This is a genomic window from Streptomyces sp. NPDC029041 (genome assembly GCF_040637515.1).
In the GTDB taxonomy this organism is placed as follows: Bacteria; Actinomycetota; Actinomycetes; order Streptomycetales; family Streptomycetaceae; genus Streptomyces.
In genome coordinates, this window is the sequence record NZ_JBEZWO010000002.1 from 552,074 (window position 1) to 570,325 (window position 18,252).

14 protein-coding genes are annotated in these 18,252 nt (G+C 70.2%); 12 read left to right on the forward strand and 2 right to left on the reverse strand.

Annotation, left to right across the window (positions count from 1 at the left end):
• Nucleotides 1–153 precede the first annotated feature (153 nt).
• The gene (locus AB0F04_RS06050; RefSeq protein WP_362038238.1) at nt 154–747 is read right to left on the reverse strand and encodes a TetR/AcrR family transcriptional regulator; all 594 of its coding nucleotides are present in this window, start codon (nt 745–747) and stop codon (nt 154–156) included.
• 87 nt (nt 748–834) lie between these two features.
• On the opposite strand from AB0F04_RS06050, the gene AB0F04_RS06055 reads away from it, so the two are divergent.
• The 10 genes from AB0F04_RS06055 (at nt 835) to AB0F04_RS06100 (ending at nt 14,173) form a co-directional block, all read left to right on the forward strand.
• The gene (locus AB0F04_RS06055) at nt 835–2,451 is read left to right on the forward strand and encodes a carboxyl transferase domain-containing protein (protein WP_362038241.1); all 1,617 of its coding nucleotides are present in this window, start codon (nt 835–837) and stop codon (nt 2,449–2,451) included.
• Nucleotides 2,452–2,465: 14 nt separating this feature from the next.
• Nucleotides 2,466–4,382: an acetyl/propionyl/methylcrotonyl-CoA carboxylase subunit alpha gene (locus AB0F04_RS06060; RefSeq protein WP_362038243.1), complete on the forward strand. Its 1,917-nt coding sequence runs from the start codon at nt 2,466–2,468 to the stop codon at nt 4,380–4,382.
• Nucleotides 4,379–5,329 carry a hydroxymethylglutaryl-CoA lyase gene (locus AB0F04_RS06065; protein ID WP_362038245.1) on the forward strand — a complete coding sequence of 317 codons (951 nt, stop codon included), beginning with the start codon at nt 4,379–4,381 and terminating at the stop codon, nt 5,327–5,329. The genes AB0F04_RS06060 and AB0F04_RS06065 overlap by 4 nt, the downstream gene beginning before the upstream one ends.
• A 5-nt stretch (nt 5,330–5,334) precedes the next feature.
• On the forward strand, nt 5,335–6,495 hold the full coding sequence (locus tag AB0F04_RS06070; RefSeq protein WP_362038247.1) for an acyl-CoA dehydrogenase family protein: 1,161 nt from the start codon (nt 5,335–5,337) through the stop codon (nt 6,493–6,495).
• Between the two features lie 383 nt (nt 6,496–6,878).
• Nucleotides 6,879–7,922 carry an ABC transporter substrate-binding protein gene (locus AB0F04_RS06075; RefSeq protein ID WP_362038249.1) on the forward strand — a complete coding sequence of 348 codons (1,044 nt, stop codon included), beginning with the start codon at nt 6,879–6,881 and terminating at the stop codon, nt 7,920–7,922.
• A gap of 225 nt (nt 7,923–8,147) precedes the next feature.
• Nucleotides 8,148–9,002: a siderophore-interacting protein gene (locus tag AB0F04_RS06080; protein WP_362038251.1), complete on the forward strand. Its 855-nt coding sequence runs from the start codon at nt 8,148–8,150 to the stop codon at nt 9,000–9,002.
• A gap of 153 nt (nt 9,003–9,155) precedes the next feature.
• Nucleotides 9,156–10,598, forward strand: coding sequence for a lysine decarboxylase DesA (gene desA / locus AB0F04_RS06085; protein ID WP_362038684.1), 1,443 nt, complete (start codon nt 9,156–9,158; stop codon nt 10,596–10,598).
• Entirely contained in the window at nt 10,582–11,859 is a 1,278-nt protein-coding gene (locus tag AB0F04_RS06090) for a lysine N(6)-hydroxylase/L-ornithine N(5)-oxygenase family protein (RefSeq protein ID WP_362038253.1), read from the forward strand. The genes desA and AB0F04_RS06090 overlap by 17 nt, the downstream gene beginning before the upstream one ends.
• Nucleotides 11,856–12,407 carry a GNAT family N-acetyltransferase gene (locus tag AB0F04_RS06095; protein WP_362038255.1) on the forward strand — a complete coding sequence of 184 codons (552 nt, stop codon included), beginning with the start codon at nt 11,856–11,858 and terminating at the stop codon, nt 12,405–12,407. The genes AB0F04_RS06090 and AB0F04_RS06095 overlap by 4 nt, the downstream gene beginning before the upstream one ends.
• A complete protein-coding gene (locus AB0F04_RS06100; RefSeq protein WP_362038257.1) occupies nt 12,404–14,173 on the forward strand; it encodes an IucA/IucC family siderophore biosynthesis protein in 1,770 nt (589 codons plus the stop codon). Before AB0F04_RS06095 ends, AB0F04_RS06100 begins: the two co-directional genes overlap by 4 nt.
• A 154-nt stretch (nt 14,174–14,327) precedes the next feature.
• Here AB0F04_RS06100 and AB0F04_RS06105 read toward each other — a convergent pair whose 3' ends face one another.
• The gene (locus AB0F04_RS06105) at nt 14,328–15,893 is read right to left on the reverse strand and encodes a metallophosphoesterase family protein (RefSeq protein WP_362038259.1); all 1,566 of its coding nucleotides are present in this window, start codon (nt 15,891–15,893) and stop codon (nt 14,328–14,330) included.
• Nucleotides 15,894–16,079: 186 nt separating this feature from the next.
• Here AB0F04_RS06105 and AB0F04_RS06110 point away from each other — a divergent pair, with 186 nt between their 5' ends.
• The gene (locus AB0F04_RS06110) at nt 16,080–16,337 is read left to right on the forward strand and encodes a hypothetical protein (RefSeq protein ID WP_352098058.1); all 258 of its coding nucleotides are present in this window, start codon (nt 16,080–16,082) and stop codon (nt 16,335–16,337) included.
• 12 nt (nt 16,338–16,349) lie between these two features.
• On the forward strand, nt 16,350–18,167 hold the full coding sequence (gene glmS / locus AB0F04_RS06115; RefSeq protein WP_362038262.1) for a glutamine--fructose-6-phosphate transaminase (isomerizing): 1,818 nt from the start codon (nt 16,350–16,352) through the stop codon (nt 18,165–18,167).
• The last annotated feature ends 85 nt before the right edge of the window (nt 18,168–18,252 follow it).

An 18,252-nucleotide genomic window follows, 5' to 3' on the forward strand; every position in this document is an offset into this window, starting at 1 on the left:
GACGAGCGTCCAGGGTGGGGGTGGGGAGACGCTCGTCACGCCGTTGGGGGGTGAGGGAGGGGGCGAAGCCCCCGCCGGAGTCCGAGGCGAAGCCCCGCGGCGAGCCGGGCCCCTTGCCCGACAGTCACGCGCGGGCGGGTGGGCAAAGGCCCGTCAAACCCCCGCCGCCGCGAACGCCCCCCGAGCCATCCGGTGCAGCAACTCCGCCGTAGCCCCGCGCCCGGGCAACGACCCACCCCTCCCCAGATGCGGAGTGGAGTTCAGCAGCCCGAACACCGAGTGCACCGCCGACCGGGCCGCCGGCTCCCCCAGCCCGGGGTACACCTCCCTGACCACCCCCACCCACAGCTCCACGTACTGCCGCTGCAACTGCCGCACCATCTTCCGGTCACTGTCCCGGAGGCGATCCAGCTCCCGGTCGTGCAGGGTGATCAGAGGCCGGTCATCGAGCGCGAAGTCGATATGCCCCTCGATCAGCGAGTCGAGCACCTGCTCCGCCCCACCCCCGTCCACCTCCGCCAGCCTCCGCTTCGCCCCCGTCAGCAACTGCCCACTGATCCCCACCAGCAGCTCCGCGAGCATCGCGTCCTTGCCCGCGAAGTGCCGGTACAGCCCGGGCCCGCTGATCCCGACAGCGGCACCTATCTCGTCGACTCCGACCCCATGGAAGCCCCGCTCGGCGAACAGCCGCGCGGCCTCCTTGAGGATCTGCTCACGGCGGGTGGGGGCGTCGGTTCTGGTGGCCATGAAAACAATTCTAGACAGGGAGGTTAGCGGTCGTTAACCTGAAGGAAATGCGTTAACGCTCATTAACAAGGTGAGGGGACCCGCAGGATGCACGAGGCACCGGAGCTCACGAGCGCGGCAGACCCCGCGTCGGAGGCCTTTCGGGCCAACGAGGAGGCGCACCACGCCCTCGTCGAGGAGCTGCGCACCAAGCTCGCCACCGCCGCACAGGGCGGTGGCGAGAAAGCCCGCGCGCGCCACACCGCGCGCGGCAAGCTGCTCCCCCGCGACCGCGTCGACACCCTCCTCGACCCGGGCTCGCCGTTCCTGGAGCTGGCCCCGCTCGCGGCCGACGGGATGTACGAGGGCCAGGCCCCGGCCGCCGGCGTCATCGCCGGCATCGGCAGGGTCAGCGGCCGCGAGACGGTGGTCATCGCCAACGACGCCACAGTCAAGGGCGGCACCTACTACCCGATGACCGTGAAGAAGCACCTCCGCGCCCAGGAGGTCGCCCTCGACAACCGCCTCCCCTGCGTCTACCTGGTGGACTCCGGCGGCGCCTTCCTCCCCATGCAGGACGAGGTCTTCCCCGACCGGGACCACTTCGGCCGCATCTTCTACAACCAGGCCCGCATGTCCGGCGCCGGCATCCCCCAGATCGCCGCCGTCCTCGGCTCGTGCACGGCCGGCGGGGCGTACGTCCCGGCGATGAGCGACGAGGCGGTGATCGTCCGCAACCAGGGCACGATCTTCCTGGGCGGCCCGCCCCTGGTGAAGGCGGCCACCGGCGAGGTCGTCACGGCGGAGGAGCTCGGAGGCGGCGAGGTCCACTCCCGCGTCTCGGGCGTCACGGACCACCTCGCGGAGAACGACGCGCACGCACTCCGCATCGTCCGCACCATCGTCTCCACCCTCCCCACCCGAGGCCCCCTCCCCTGGGAGGTCACCGAGGCGACGGAACCCAAGGTCGACCCGCACGGCCTCTACGGCGCGGTCCCGGTCGACTCCCGCACGCCGTACGACGTGCGCGAGATCATCGCCCGGGTGGTCGACGGCTCCCGCTTCGCCGAGTTCAAGTCCGAGTTCGGCCAGACCCTGGTCACCGGTTTCGCCCGGATCCACGGCCACCCGGTGGGCATCGTCGCCAACAACGGCATCCTGTTCGCCGAGTCCGCCCAGAAGGGCGCCCACTTCATCGAGCTGTGCGACCAGCGCGGCATCCCCCTCGTCTTCCTCCAGAACATCTCCGGCTTCATGGTCGGCAAGGACTACGAGGCGGGCGGCATCGCCAAGCACGGCGCCAAGATGGTCACGGCGGTGGCCTGCACCCGCGTACCGAAGCTGACGGTCGTGGTCGGCGGCTCCTACGGCGCGGGCAACTACTCCATGTGCGGCAGGGCCTACTCCCCCCGCTTCCTGTGGATGTGGCCGAACGCCAAGATCTCGGTCATGGGCGGCGAGCAGGCCGCCTCGGTCCTCGCGACCGTCAAGCGGGACCAGCTGGAGGGCCGTGGGGAGTCCTGGCCGGCCGAGGACGAGGACGCCTTCAAGGCCCCGATCCGCGCCCAGTACGAGCGCCAGGGCAACGCCTACTACGCCTCGGCCCGCCTCTGGGACGACGGAGTGATCGACCCGCTGGACACCCGTCAGGTCCTGGGACTGGCCCTGACCGCGTGCGCCAACGCGCCTCTGGGTGACCCCCAGTTCGGCGTCTTCCGGATGTGAGGGGACGGACGACGATGTTCGAGACAGTACTGGTGGCCAACCGGGGCGAGATCGCCGTACGCGTCATCCGGACGCTGCGGTCGATGGGCGTGCGCTCGGTGGCCGTCTTCTCCGACGCGGACGCCGACGCCCGGCACGTCCGCGAGGCGGACACGGCGGTCAGGATCGGCCCGGCCCCCGCGTCCGAGAGCTACCTCTCGGTGGAGCGCCTGCTTCAGGCAGCGGCCCGCACGGGCGCGCAGGCCGTCCACCCCGGCTACGGCTTCCTCGCCGAGAACGCCGCCTTCGCGCGCGCCTGCGCCGAGGCCGGACTGGTCTTCATCGGCCCCCCGGCGGACGCGATCGCGCTGATGGGCGACAAGATCCGCGCCAAGGAGACGGTCCAGGAGGCCGGAGTACCGGTCGTGCCCGGCGGGCGCGACCCCGGCCTGGCCGAGGCGGCCCGCGAGCTCGGTGCGCCCGTCCTGCTGAAGCCCAGCGCGGGCGGCGGCGGCAAGGGCATGCGCCTGGTGCGGGACCTCACCCGGCTGGAGGACGAGATCGCCTCGGCCCGCCGCGAGGCCCGTGCCTCCTTCGGCGACGACACGCTCCTGGTGGAACGCTGGATCGACCGCCCCCGCCACATCGAGATCCAGGTCCTGGCCGACGGCCACGGCAACGTGGTCCACCTCGGCGAGCGCGAGTGCTCCCTCCAGCGCCGCCACCAGAAGATCATCGAGGAGGCGCCGAGCGTGCTCCTCGACGAGGAGACGCGTGCCGCGATGGGCGAGGCGGCGGTCCAGGCGGCCCGCTCCTGCGGTTACCGGGGCGCGGGCACCGTGGAGTTCATCGTCCCCGGTAACGACCCGTCGTCGTACTACTTCATGGAGATGAACACCCGCCTCCAGGTGGAACACCCGGTCACGGAGCTGATCACCGGCCTGGACCTGGTCGAGTGGCAGCTGCGCGTGGCGGCCGGGGAGCCGCTCGGCTTCACCCAGACGGACGTACGGCTGACCGGTCACGCGGTGGAGGCGCGCATCTGCGCCGAGGACCCGGCGCGCGGTTTCCTCCCCTCGGGCGGCACGGTGCTGAGGCTGCGCGAGCCGCAGGGCGACGGCGTCCGCACCGACTCGGGCCTCACCGAGGGCACGGAGGTCGGCAGCCTCTACGACCCGATGCTCTCCAAGGTCATCGCGTACGGCCCCGACCGTGCGACGGCCCTGCGCAAGCTCCGCGCGGCCCTGGCGGAGACGGTCACGCTCGGCGTGCAGACGAACGCCGGGTTCCTGCGGCGCCTGCTCGCCCACCCGGCGGTGGTCTCCGGCGACATGGACACCGGCCTGGTCGAGCGCGAGGTGGAGGACCTGGTCCCGACGGACGTGCCGGAGGAGGTGTACGAGGCGGCGGCGGCCGTACGCCTGGAGGCCCTGAAGCCCGAACCGGGCGGCTGGACGGACCCCTTCTCGGTCCCGAGCGGCTGGCGCCTGGGCGGCGAGCCGAAGCCGCCGGTCTTCCCCCTGCGGGTGCAGGAGCCCCTGGAGTACACCCCGCGGGGCACGGCCACGGTCACCGCCGACCGGGTCTGCGTCACGCTGGACGGCGTCCGCCACACCTTCCACCGCGCCGCCGACTGGCTCGGCCGCGACGGCGACGCCTGGCACGTACGCGACCACGACCCGGTCGCCGCGTCCCTCACCCGCGCCGCCCACGCGGGCGCCGACTCGCTGACCGCCCCGATGCCCGGCACGGTGACGGTGGTGAAGGTCGCGGTCGGCGACGAGGTGAGCGCCGGTCAGAGCCTGCTGGTGGTGGAGGCGATGAAGATGGAGCACGTCATCTCCGCGCCGCACGCCGGAAAGGTCACCGAACTGGACGTGGCCCCGGGCACCACGGTCGCCATGGACCAGGTGCTGGCGGTCATCGCACCGCGAGAGGAGGCGGCGGAATGACAGTCCCCGGACTTCCGATGGTCGTCCCGAGCAGGGACCTGCCCACCCGGGTCCGCATCCACGAGGTCGGCGCCCGGGACGGCCTGCAGAACGAGAAGGCGACGGTCCCCACGGAGGTCAAGGCGCGGTTCATCCACCGCCTGGCCGAGGCCGGCCTGACGACGATCGAGGCGACGAGCTTCGTCCACCCCAAGTGGGTCCCCCAACTGGCGGACGCGGAAGCGCTGTTCCCGATGGTCGCCGACCTGCCCGTCGCGCTCCCGGTCCTCGTCCCGAACGAGCGAGGCCTGAACCGCGCGCTGGCGCTCGGCGCCCGCCGGGTGGCCGTCTTCGCCAGTGCCACGGAGTCCTTCGCCAAGGCCAACCTCAACCGCACGGTGGACGAGGCGCTGGCGATGTTCGAGCCGGTGGTGGCCCGCGCGAAGGCCGATGCGGTCCATGTCCGCGGTTACCTCTCGATGTGCTTCGGCGACCCCTGGGAGGGCGGGGTCCCGATCGACCGGGTGGTGCGGGTCTGCCGCGCCCTGCTGGACATGGGCTGCGACGAGCTGAGCCTGGGCGACACGATCGGTGTGGCGACCCCGGGCCACGTGGTCGCACTCCTGGCCGCCCTGGATGAGGCGGGCGTCCCGGTGTCCGCCCTCGGCGTCCACTTCCACGACACCTACGGCCAGGCCCTCGCCAACACCCTCGCGGCGCTGCAGCAGGGCGTCACGACGATCGACGCCTCCGCGGGCGGCCTGGGCGGCTGCCCCTACGCCAAGTCGGCCACCGGCAACCTCGCCACCGAAGACCTCGTGTGGATGCTGCGGGGGCTCGGCATCGACACCGGAATCGACCTCGGCCGCCTCGTCGCCACAAGCGCGTGGATGGCCGCCCACCTGGGCCGACCCAGCCCGTCCCGCACCGTCCGAGCCCTGTCCCACGAGGACACCGAGGAGCACTGATCACGATGGACTACCGTCTCTCCCCCGAACTGGAGGAACTCCGCCGTACGGTCGAGGAGTTCGCGCACGAGGTGGTGGCGCCGAAGATCGGCGACTTCTACGAGCGGCACGAGTTCCCCTACGAGATCGTCCGCGAGATGGGCCGTATGGGCCTGTTCGGCCTGCCGTTCCCCGAGGAGTACGGCGGCATGGGCGGTGACTACCTGGCGCTCGGCGTGGCCCTGGAGGAACTGGCGCGGGTCGACTCCTCGATCGCCATCACCCTGGAGGCCGGCGTCTCGCTGGGCGCGATGCCGATCCACCTCTACGGCACCGAGGCGCAGAAGCGGGAGTGGCTCCCCCGCCTCTGCTCGGGCGAGGTCCTGGGCGCGTTCGGCCTGACGGAGCCGGACGGCGGCAGCGACGCGGGCGCGACCCGCACGACGGCCCGCCTCGACTCCGCCACGAACGAATGGGTGATCAACGGCACGAAGTGCTTCATCACCAACTCGGGGACGGACATCACGGGCCTGGTGACGGTCACGGCGGTCACCGGCCGCAAGCCCGACGGCAGGCCGCAGATCTCCTCGATCATCGTCCCGTCCGGCACGCCCGGCTTCACGGTGGCGGCCCCTTACTCGAAGGTCGGCTGGAACGCCTCGGACACCCGCGAGCTGTCCTTCACGGACGTCCGCGTCCCGGCGGAGAACCTCCTGGGCGAGGAGGGCCGCGGCTACGCCCAGTTCCTGCGCATCCTCGACGAGGGCCGCATCGCGATCGCGGCCCTGGCGACGGGTCTGGCGCAGGGCTGCGTCGACGAGTCGGTCAAGTACGCCAAGGAACGCCACGCGTTCGGCAAGCCGATCGCGGCGAACCAGGCCATCCAGTTCAAGATCGCGGACATGGAGATGAAGGCCCACACGGCCCGCCTGGCCTGGCGCGACGCGGCGGCCCGCCTGGTCTCCGGCGCCTCCTTCAAGAAGGAAGCGGCCCTGGCGAAACTCCACTCCTCCACGGTCGCGGTGGACAACGCCCGCGAGGCCACCCAGATCCACGGCGGCTACGGCTTCATGAACGAGTACCCGGTCGCCCGCATGTGGCGCGACTCCAAGATCCTGGAGATCGGCGAGGGCACGAGCGAGGTCCAGCGCATGCTGATCGCGCGGGAGTTGGGGTTGGCGGGCTGATTCAACGCATCGAGCACCGAAAGCCCCACCGGCTTCTGGCCGGTGGGGCTTTCGAAACGCTCGCAGGCCGAGGTCGCGGCGTCGGCAGAACGCGCCGGACGGACTCGTCGGCCAGCCACTCGTCAGACCCGTGCTACTCGACGGGTTCGCCCATCTCCTACCGCGTGGACGCCGCTCGCCTCATAGCCGGCGCGCCGAGCGGGAGGCCGGCCTCCCGGTGACGGGGATCACCGCACCCCAGGGCATTCCCACCCCGCCCCCGGGCACACACCCCAGGACCCCCTGGACAGATCCTCAGGTTAGGCTAACCTAAGCATGATCTCAGCCACGGGGCTGTCGGCCATGCCTGCAGTGGCTCCGTACGCACGAAAGCAGACCCAGTCATGTCGAACGCCAGAACCGCCCGTCTCTCCCGCCGCGGCCTGCTCGCCGCCGGTGGCGCTCTCGGGCTCGGCGCCCTCGTGACCGCGTGTGGCAGTGAGGACTCCAAGGACGGCGGCTCGGACGCGAAGGGTGCCGCCAAGTCCGGCCCCTGGTCCTTCAAGGACGACCGCGGCAAGTCCGTGAGCCTGGACCAGGTCCCCACGAAGATCGTCGCGTTCACCGGTGTCGCCGCCGCCCTGTACGACTACGGCATCGAGGTCAAGGGCGTCTTCGGCCCGACGAAGACCGAGGATGGCAAGGCCGATGTCCAGGCCGGCGACATGGACGTCAGCAAGCTGACCGTCTTCGGCAACCGCTACGACGAGTTCAACGTCGAGAAGTACGCGGCCTTCCAGCCCGAGGTGCTCATCACCACCACCTTCGACGCCGCCGGCACCCTCTGGTACGTCCCGGAGGCGTCCAAGGACAAGATCGCCAAGCTCGCCCCGAGCGTGGCCGTCTCGGTCTTCGACCGTCAGATGCCGAAGCCGCTGCAGCGCATGGCCGAGCTCGCCGGGTCGCTCGGCGCCGACCTGAAGGACGCGAAGGTCGTCGAGGCGAAGAAGCGGTTCGAGGCCGCCTCCGAGCGTCTGCGCAAGGCCGCCAAGTCCCGCCCCGAGATCAAGGTGATGGCCGGGTCCGCCTCGGACGCCATCTTCTACGTCTCCGGCTCCAACTTCTCCATCGACCTGGAGTACTTCAAGGCCCTCGGCGTGAACTTCGTCGAGCCCCCGAAGAAGGCCATGGAGGCCAACGGCGGCTGGTTCGAGAACCTCAGCTGGGAGAACGTCGACAAGTACCCGGCCGACATCATCATGATGGACGACCGCGCCTCGACCATCCAGCCGGCCGACATCACCGAGGCCACCTGGAAGAAGCTCCCGGCGGTCAAGGCCGGCCAGGTCATCGCGCGTTCGCCCGAGCCGATCCTGTCGTACGACAAGTGCACCCCTCTGGTCGAGAACCTCGCCAAGGCGATCGAGAGCGCCAAGAAGGTCGCCTGACGCCTCCGCCAGGGCGCGCCGAGCCTCCGGGGGCGCGTACGGGCCTGCTGCGGCCTCCGCGTACGCCGAGCCTTCGGGGGCGCGTTCGGCCCGTCGCGGCCTCCGCGCGCACCGAGCCTCCGGGCGCGCGTACGGGCCCCGTCGCGGCCGCCCGGCCCTCGCCCCTCCCCCGCACCCCCGAGCAGGCCGGCATCCCCCCTGCCCGACCCCGACTCAGGAGTCGACATGACCACCGCCGTAGCCGCCCCGTTCCGTTTCTTCTCCCTCCAGGTCCTGCGGACGAGGCGGCTCGGTCCGTCCCTGGTCCGCGTCACCTTCGGGGGTCCGGATCTGCACGCGTTCCACTCCGACGGCCAGGACCAGTCCCTGTCCCTGTTCCTGCCGCACCCGGGTCAGCCCGAGCCGGTCGTCCCGCTCGAGCTCGGGGACGGCTGGTGGCAAGGCTGGCGTGAACTCCCGGACGACGTGCGGGCCGTGATGCGCTCGTACACCCTGCGCGGCCTGCGCCGGGACCCGGACGAGATCGACATCGACTTCGCCCTGCACGGCATCGGACCGGACGCCTCCGTCCAGGCCGGCCCAGCCTCCCGCTGGGCCGCCCGCGCCACCGCCGGGGACCGGGTCCTGCTGCTCGGCCCGGCCGTCGCCGACAACCGGGCGATCCGCTTCCGGCCGCCCGGGGACACCGATCTGGTCGTCGTCTGGGGCGACGAGACCGCCGTCCCGGCCGCCTCCGCCATCGTCGAGTCGCTCCCGGCCGGCACCCGCGCCCGGGTCTGGCTGGAGGTCCCGCACGCCGGCGACATCCAGGACCTGGTGACCCTGGCCGACGCCGACATCACCTGGCTGGTCAAGGAGGAGGGGACCGTCGAGGGGTCCCCCATGGCCCTCCGCGCCCTGCGCGAGACCCCGCTGCCGTCGGCCGAGCGGCCGTACGTCTGGATCGCCGGCGAGTCCGGATGCGTGAAGGAGTTGCGCCGGCACTTCGTGCGCGAACTCGGGATCGACCGGCGCAGGGTGACGTTCGTCGGTTATTGGCGCCGCGGCATGAGCGAGGAGCAGCTGCGCGCCGAGGCGTAACCGCGGCCCCCGTCCGACCGACGTGCCCCACGTGACCACAGTCACGGCAGGGCGAACGCCGAGACTGATCGACTTAGGTTAGGCTTGCCTAAGTTGGACGGAGACCAGCCCACCCTGTCCCGCACCGGACTGTCCCCACCGGAGGACCCGCACATGCGCTCGCACCTGCTCAACGACGCCACCGCGGAGCAGTACCGCCGCTCCGTGACCGAAGGAGTCGAGCGGGTGGCCGCCAAACTCGCCGCCACCGACCGGCCGTTCACCGGCATCAGCGTCGACGCCCTCTCCCCCCGCATCGACGAGATCGACCTCGACCAGCCGCTGCACGACACCACCGCGGTGCTCGACGAACTGGAGGACGTCTACCTCCGGGACGCGATCTACTTCCACCACCCCCGCTACCTGGCCCACCTGAACTGCCCGGTCGTCATCCCGGCCGTGCTCGGCGAGGCCGTCCTGTCCGCCGTGAACTCCTCCCTGGACACCTGGGACCAGTCGGCCGGCGGCACGCTCATCGAGCGGAAGCTGATCGACTGGACGACCGAACGGATCGGCCTCGGCCCGGCCGCCGACGGCGTGTTCACCTCCGGCGGCACCCAGTCCAACCTCCAGGCGCTGCTGCTGGCCCGCGAGGAGGCCAAGAGCAACGACCTCGGCCGGCTGCGCATCTTCGCCTCCGAGGTCAGCCACTTCAGCGTGAAGAAGTCCGCGAAGCTGCTCGGCCTCGGCCAGGACGCCGTGGTCTCCATACCCGTCGACCACGACAAGCGCATGCAGACCGTCGCCCTCGCCCGCGAACTGGAGCGCTGCGCGCAGGACGGTCTCGTCCCCATGGCCGTCGTCGCCACCGCCGGCACCACCGACTTCGGCTCCATCGACCCGCTGCCCGAGATCGCCGAGCTGTGCGAGCAGTTCGGCACCTGGATGCACGTCGACGCCGCGTACGGCTGCGGCCTGCTGGCCTCACTGAAGCACCGGGACCGCATCAGCGGCATCGAGCGCGCCGACTCGGTCACCGTCGACTACCACAAGTCCTTCTTCCAGCCGGTGAGTTCCTCGGCGGTGCTGGTGCGGGACGCCGCCACGCTGCGCCACGCCACCTACCACGCCGAGTACCTCAACCCGCGCCGCATGGTCGAGGAGCGCATCCCCAACCAGGTCGACAAGTCCCTGCAGACCACCCGCCGCTTCGACGCCCTCAAGCTGTGGATGACCCTGCGGACCATGGGCGCCGACGGCATCGGGCAGCTCTTCGACGAGGTGTGCGACCTGGCCCGGGAAGGCTGGCGGATGATCGCCGCCGACCCGCGCTTCGACGTCGTCGTCGAGCCGAGCCTGTCGACGCTGGTCTTCCGCTACATCCCGGCGGCCGTCACCGACCCCGCCGAGATCGACCGCGCCAACCTCTACGCCCGCAAGGCCCTGTTCGCCTCCGGTGACGCCATCGTCGCGGGCACCAAGGTCGGCGGCCGCCACTACCTGAAGTTCACCCTGCTCAACCCCGAGACGCAGGCGTCCGACATCGCCGCCGTCCTCGATCTGATCGCCGGCCACGCCGAGCAGTACCTGGGAGAGTCCCTTGACCGCGCGTCCTGACAACCCGACCAGAACCCACGACTTCGTGGGGATCGGGCTCGGCCCCTTCAACCTCGGCCTGGCCTGCCTGACCGAGCCGATCGACGAACTCGACGGCGTCTTCCTGGAGTCGAAGCCCGACTTCGAATGGCACGCCGGCATGTTCCTGGACGGTGCCCACCTCCAGACCCCGTTCATGTCGGACCTGGTCACCCTCGCCGACCCGACGTCCCCGTACTCCTTCCTGAACTACCTGAAGGAGAAGGGCCGGCTCTACTCGTTCTACATCCGCGAGAACTTCTACCCGCTGCGCGTCGAGTACGACGACTACTGCCGCTGGGCCGCGGGCAAACTGAGCAGCATCCGCTTCGGCACGACGGTCGCCGAGGTGACGTACGAGGACGAGCTCTACGTCGTGCGGACCACCGCCGGAGACACCTACCGGGCCCGTCACCTGGTCCTCGGCACCGGCACCCCGCCCTACATACCCGAGGCCTGCCAAGGCCTGGGCGGCGACTTCATCCACAACTCCCGCTACCTGGCCGGCAAGGCGGAGCTGCAGAAGAAGGACTCGATCACCCTGGTCGGCTCGGGCCAGTCGGCGGCCGAGATCTACTACGACCTGCTCAGCGAGATCGACGTCCACGGCTACCGGCTGAACTGGGTCACCCGCTCCCCGCGCTTCTTCCCGCTGGAGTACACCAAGCTCACGCTGGAGATGACGTCCCCGGAGTACGTCGACTACTTCCGCGAGCTGCCCGAGGCGACCCGCTACCGCCTCACGGCCGAGCAGAAGGGTCTGTTCAAGGGCATCGACGGCGACCTCATCAACGAGATCTTCGACCTGCTCTACCAGAAGAACCTCTCCGGCCCCGTCCCCACCCGGCTGCTCACCAACTCCGCGCTGAACAGCGCGCGCTACGAGAACGGCACCTACACCCTCGGTTTCCGCCAGGAGGAGCAGGGCAAGGACTTCGAGCTGGAGTCGCAGGGCCTGGTCCTGGCCACGGGCTACAAGTACGCCGAACCCGAGTTCCTCGCGCCGGTCAAGGACCGCCTGGTCTACGACTCGCAGGGCAACTTCGACGTCGCCCGCAACTACGCGATCGACGTCACCGGCCGCGGGATCTTCCTGCAGAACGCCGGGGTCCACACGCACAGCATCACCAGCCCCGACCTCGGCATGGGCCCCTACCGGAACGCGTACATCATCCGCGAGCTGCTCGGCAGCGAGTACTACCCGGTGGAGAAGACGATCGCGTTCCAGGAGTTCGCCGTATGAGCGCCGCCCCCGGTATCGGAACGCTCACCGTCCGCCCCCTCGACCCGCTGAAGGACGCCGGGCTGCTGCACTCCTGGGTCACCCACCCCAAGGCGGCCTACTGGATGATGCAGGACGCCGAACTCCAGGACGTCGAGCGCGAGTACATGCGGATCGCCGCGCACGAGCACCACGACGCCTACCTCGGTCTGCACGAGGGCCGGCCGGCGTTCCTGATGGAGAAGTACGACCCCCGGTACGTCGAGCTGGCCGGCCTGTACGAGCCGGAGCCCGGCGACGTCGGCATGCACTTCCTGGTCGCGCCGACCGACCGGCCGATCCACGGCTTCACCCGGGCCGTCATCACCACCGTGATGGACGAGCTGTTCGCCGACCCGCGCACCCGCCGGGTCGTGGTGGAGCCCGACGTGAGCAACAAGGCAGTGCACGCGCTCAACGAGGCCGTCGGCTTCGTGGCCGAGCGTGAGATCGACAAGCCGGAGAAGCGCGCGCTGCTGAGCTTCTGCACGCGCGCACAGTTCCTGGCCGCCCGAGGAGTAGCCGTATGACCCTGTCCGACGCCGTAGCGCATCTGTCCCCCCACCGCTGGGCGCGGGCCAACCGCCTCCTGATCCGCAAAGCGCTCGCCGAGTTCGCGCACGAGCGGCTGATCACCCCCGAGCAGGACGGGGAGAGTTACGTCGTCCGCAGCGACGACGGCCTGACGAGCTACCGCTTCTCCTCGACCCGCCGCGCCCTGGACCACTGGCAGGTCGACGCCGAGTCGATCACCCGCCACCGGGACGGCACCGAGGTCCCGCTGGCCGCGCTGGACTTCTTCATCGAACTGCAGAAGTCCCTCGGCCTGAGTGACGACATCCTGCCGGTCTACCTGGAGGAGATCTCCTCCACCCTCTCCGGCACCTGCTACAAGCTCACCAAGCCGAAGACCACGGCGGCCGAACTGGCCCGCGCCGGCTTCCAGGCCATCGAGACGGGGATGACCGAGGGCCACCCCTGCTTCGTCGCCAACAACGGCCGGCTCGGCTTCGGCATCCACGAGTACCTGTCGTACGCGCCGGAGACGGCGAGCCCGGTCCGCCTGGTGTGGCTGGCCGCGCACCGGTCGCGTGCCGCGTTCACGGCCGGTGTCGGCATCGAGTACGAGTCGTTCCTGCGCGAGGAACTGGGCGCGGAGACCGTCGAGCGCTTCCACGGCGTCCTGCGCGAGCAGGACCTCGACCCGGCCGACTACCTGTTCATCCCGGTCCACCCCTGGCAGTGGTGGAACAAGCTCAGCGTCACCTTCGCGGCCGAGGTGGCCCGCCGGCACCTGGTGTGCCTGGGCGAGGGTGACGACGAGTACCTGGCCCAGCAGTCCATCCGGACGTTCTTCAACCGGACCAGCCCCGAGAAGCACTACGTCAAGACAGCCCTGTCGGTCATCAACATGGGCTTCATGCGCGGGCTGTCGGCGGCCTACATGGAGGCGACGCCGGCGATCAACGACTGGCTGGCCCAGCTCATCGAGGGCGACCCGGTGCTCCGGTCCACCGGCCTGTCGATCATCCGGGAGCGCGCGGCCGTCGGTTACCGGCACCTGGAGTACGAGCAGGCGACGGACCGCTACTCGCCGTACCGCAAGATGCTCGCCGCGCTGTGGCGGGAGAGCCCCGTGCCGTCGCTGGGTGAGGGCGAGTCCCTGGCCACCATGGCGTCCCTGGTCCACGTCGACCACGACGGTGCGTCCGTCGCGGGCGCGCTGATCGAGCAGTCGGGCCTCGCCCCGAAGGAGTGGCTGCGCCGCTACCTCCAGGCCTACTTCACGCCCCTCCTGCACAGCTTCTACGCCTACGACCTGGTGTTCATGCCGCACGGCGAGAACGTCATCCTGGTGCTGAAGGACGGGGTGGTGCAGCGCGCGATCTACAAGGACATCGCCGAGGAGATCGCGGTCATGGACCCGGACGCGGTACTGCCGCCGGCGGTGGAGCGGCTGCGGGTGGAGGTCCCGGAGGACAAGAAACTCCTGTCGATCTTCACGGACGTCTTCGACTGCTTCTTCCGCTTCCTCGCGGCGAACCTCGCCTCGGAGGGGGTTCTGGCGGAGGACGACTTCTGGCGCACGGTCGCGGAGGTCACCCGCGCCTACCAGGAGTCGAAGCCCGAACTCGCCGAGCGGTTCGAGCAGTACGACATGTTCGCCCCCGAGTTCGCCCTCTCCTGCCTCAACCGCCTCCAGCTCCGCAACAACGAGCAGATGGTGGACCTGTCCGACCCGTCGGGCGCCCTCCAGCTGGTGGGCAACCTGAAGAACCCGATCGCGGGCTTCTGACCCGGAGACGGACGGGCACCCCGGGGTACGGTCCTCCGGGGTGCCCGTCATCGTTCCGTCAGGAGGCGCCCCCTCGGGGGCGCGGGGAACTGCGCGACAAGCCCCCACCGGAGCCGCCTTCCGCTCCGGTCGCGTCCGCCGAGGCCGCTCGCGGTTACTTGGCCCGGCGCGCCACCGTGAAGTGGTCGACCTGGTCACCGCTCTCCGCGATGCCGCGCACCGTCAGCGTGGCCAGGCGTCCCTTCGGCGCGGGGGTGACGTCCACGCGCAGGAAGGAGTAGTCGAGGTAGCGCACCCGGGACCAGGCGACGGTCTCGTTCTGCTTGCCGCCCTTGACGTTGACGAACGAGGCGACGGAGTCGACGTCGTGTTCGTTGCCCTCGTAGGACAGCGGGGCGCTGAACGCGTAGAGGCTGCGTCCGGCCGCACCGGCGGTCACGTAGACCACGCCGTCGGTCTCGGGGTAGGCCGTGCCGCCGATCGGGAGCTTCTTGGCGACCTTGTTCCCCTTGATCACGTCGGTGCGCTCGTACTGGTGGTTGTGGCCGTTGATGACCAGGTCCACGGTGTACTTCTCGAACAGCGGCACCCACTCCTGCCGGACCCCGCCCTCGGAGGCGTGGGAGGTGGAGGTGCAGTAGGCGCAGTGGTGGAAGAACACGACGATGAAGTCGATGTCGTGGGAGGCCCGGTACTTCTTCAGCTGGGCCTCCAGCCATTTCGTCTGGGTGCCGCCGGAGATGCCGAGGTTGGCCGGGATCTCGAAGGAGATGTCGTTGGCGTCGAGCGAGATGATCGCCGTGTTGCCGTGGACGAAGGAGTAGACGCCCGGCAGGTTCTTCTTGTCGGGGCCGTTGTCGGGCAGTGTCCAGCGGGCTTCTTCGCCGCCGTAGCCGTTGGGCGAGTACCAGGCCTCCATGTCGTGGTTGCCGTAGGCGGGCATCCAGGGGACCGACTTGGCGACGGATTCGGTCTGGGCGAGGAACTGGTCCCAGACGCGGGAGTCGAAGCCGGTGTCGTCGGTCCTGCCCTGGCCGGTCGGGTCGCCGTACGCGATGTCACCGGCGTGCAGGTGGAAGGCCGGGTTCTGGCCGAGCAGCAGGCTGTTGTTGGCGAGTGCGTGGTAGCTGACGCCCTCGTCGCCGAAGGCCGTGAAGGTGAACGGCTCCTTGTGCGCGGGGGCGGTGGTGAAGGTGCCGAGGGTGCCCAGCAGGTGCGGTGCGGCCGGGTCGAAGCCCTGGTGGCCGACGCCGTAGTAGTACGTCCGCCCCGGCTTCAGACGGCTCAGCCTGGCGTGGACGTAGTACTGGGTGTGGTTGCCGCTCGCGCCGACTCCGGCGGGCGTGAAGAGGGTGCGGACCTCGGCGTCGATCTTGCGGGAGAGGTCCCAGGGGTGGGCGCCGATCCGGATGAACGGCTTCTTGACGGCGACGGGAACCTGCCAGGAGACGGTCATCTCCGTGCGCGGGTCGGTGCCGTAGGCGAGGTGGCGGCCGAAGGGGGCGACGAGAGCGCCGTCGACGGATGCGGTCGCCGGGGCGGTGCGGGCCGTCGGCACGGCGGCCCGGGCGGTGGCGCCGGGCACGAACGCGCCACCCACGACGGCGCCGAGCGTGACGGCTCCGCCTCTGATCATCGTGCGCCGGGAGAACTTCGTGCGCAGGTACTCGTGCTGCTCGGCCATGCTCATGCGCTCGGCGAGCCGCTCGGGTACGCCCATACGAGGAGTGTCCATGGCGTCCAAAAATCGACGCCTCGGGCAACGGGATACCGGACGCCCGGTGGACGGATCACGAACAGGCACTCATGACACGTTCAACGTTCCCCCAAAAGCCCCCCACGGAGGCCTGCCCGAAATCGGGCAGATTTCTTGCGAAAGCGCCGCCGGTGGCCCAAGATCTAGCGAGTGCACGACGAACTCGTTGATCATCTGACGCGGTCCACCGCCCTCGGCCGGGGCGAGGCGCTGCGTGTGATCCAGGACGTGCTCGCCTACTTCGACGAGACGACCGAGGAATACGTCCGTCGCCGCCACCGCGAGCTCCAGGCCCAGGGCCTGGTCAACGCGGAGATCTTCGAACGGATCGGGGCGGACCTCAAGTACCGCGCGGTGGCCCCGCCGGAGCTCTCGCTCCGGCAGCTGCGGCGCATCGTCTACGGCTAGGAATACGTATACATGTGCGGAATCGTCGGTTACATCGGCAAGCGTGACGTCGCGCCCCTCCTCCTGGAGGGCCTCCAGCGCCTGGAGTACCGGGGCTACGACTCCGCGGGCATCGTCGTCACGTCCCCGAAGACGTCCGGCCTGAAGATGGTCAAGGCCAAGGGCCGCGTCCGCGACCTGGAGGCCAGGGTCCCGGCCCGATTCAAGGGCACGACCGGCATCGCCCACACCCGCTGGGCCACCCACGGCGCCCCGTCCGACGTGAACGCGCACCCGCACCTGGACGCCGAGGGCAAGGTCGCCGTCGTCCACAACGGCATCATCGACAACGCCTCCGACCTGCGCCGCAAGCTGGAGGCGGACGGTGTCGAGTTCCTGTCCGAGACCGACACCGAGGTCCTGGTCCACCTCATCGCCCGCTCGCAGGCGCCCAAGCTGGAGGACAAGGTCCGCGAGACCCTCCGGGTGATCGAGGGCACGTACGGCATCGCCGTCATGCACGCCGACTTCTCCGACCGGATCGTCGTCGCCCGCAACGGCTCCCCGGTCGTCCTCGGCATCGGCGAGAAGGAGATGTTCGTCGCCTCCGACATCGCCGCGCTGGTCTCCCACACACGGCAGATCGTCACCCTCGACGACGGCGAGATGGCCACCCTCAAGGCCGACGACTTCCGCACCTACACCACCGAGGGCACCCGCACCACGGCGGAGCCGACCACCGTGGAGTGGGAGGCCGCGTCCTACGACATGGGCGGCCACGACACGTACATGCACAAGGAGATCCACGAGCAGGCCGACGCCGTGGACCGCGTGCTGCGCGGCCGCATCGACGACCGCTTCTCCACCGTGCACCTGGGCGGCCTGAACCTGGACGCCCGCGAGGCCCGGCGGATCCGCCGGGTGAAGATCCTCGGCTGCGGCACCTCGTACCACGCGGGCATGATCGGCGCCCAGATGATCGAGCAGCTGGCGCGCATCCCCGCCGACGCGGAGCCGGCCTCGGAGTTCCGCTACCGCAACGCGGTCGTCGACCCCGACACCCTCTACGTCGCGGTCTCCCAGTCCGGCGAGACCTACGACGTGCTGGCCGCCGTGCAGGAGCTCAAGCGCAAGGGCGCGCGCGTCCTGGGTGTGGTGAACGTGGTCGGCTCGGCCATCGCCCGTGAGGCGGACGGCGGCATCTACGTGCACGCCGGCCCCGAGGTCTGCGTGGTCTCCACCAAGTGCTTCACCAACACCACGGTGGCCTTCGCCCTCCTCGCCCTCCACCTCGGCCGCACCCGCGACCTGTCGGTCCGGGACGGCAAGCGGATCATCGAGGGCCTGCGCAAGCTGCCCGCGCAGATCGCCGAGGTCATGGAGCTGGAGGAGGACGTCAAGAAGCTGGCCCAGCAGTTCGCCGACGCCCGCTCGATGCTCTTCATCGGCCGTGTCCGGGGCTACCCCGTGGCCCGCGAGGCCTCCCTGAAGCTCAAGGAGATCTCCTACATCCACGCCGAGGCCTACCCCGCCTCGGAGCTCAAGCACGGCCCGCTGGCCCTGATCGAGCCGGCCCTGCCGACGGTCGCGATCGTCCCCGACGACGACCTGCTGGAGAAGAACCGCGCCGCCATGGAGGAGATCAAGGCCCGCAGCGGCAAGATCCTCGCCGTGGCCCACCAGCCCCAGGAGAAGGCCGACGAGACGATCGTCGTCCCCAAGAACGAGGACGAGCTGGACCCGATCCTCATGGGCATCCCGCTCCAGCTCCTGGCGTACCACGTCGCTCTGGTCCTGGGCCGCGACATCGACAAGCCGCGGAACCTGGCCAAGTCGGTGACGGTGGAGTAAGTGACCCTCTTTTAGGGGCGCGGGCCTGCATCGATGTGCGGCTCCGCCGCGGGGGCGCGAGCAACCACAAACGCACCCGCACAGG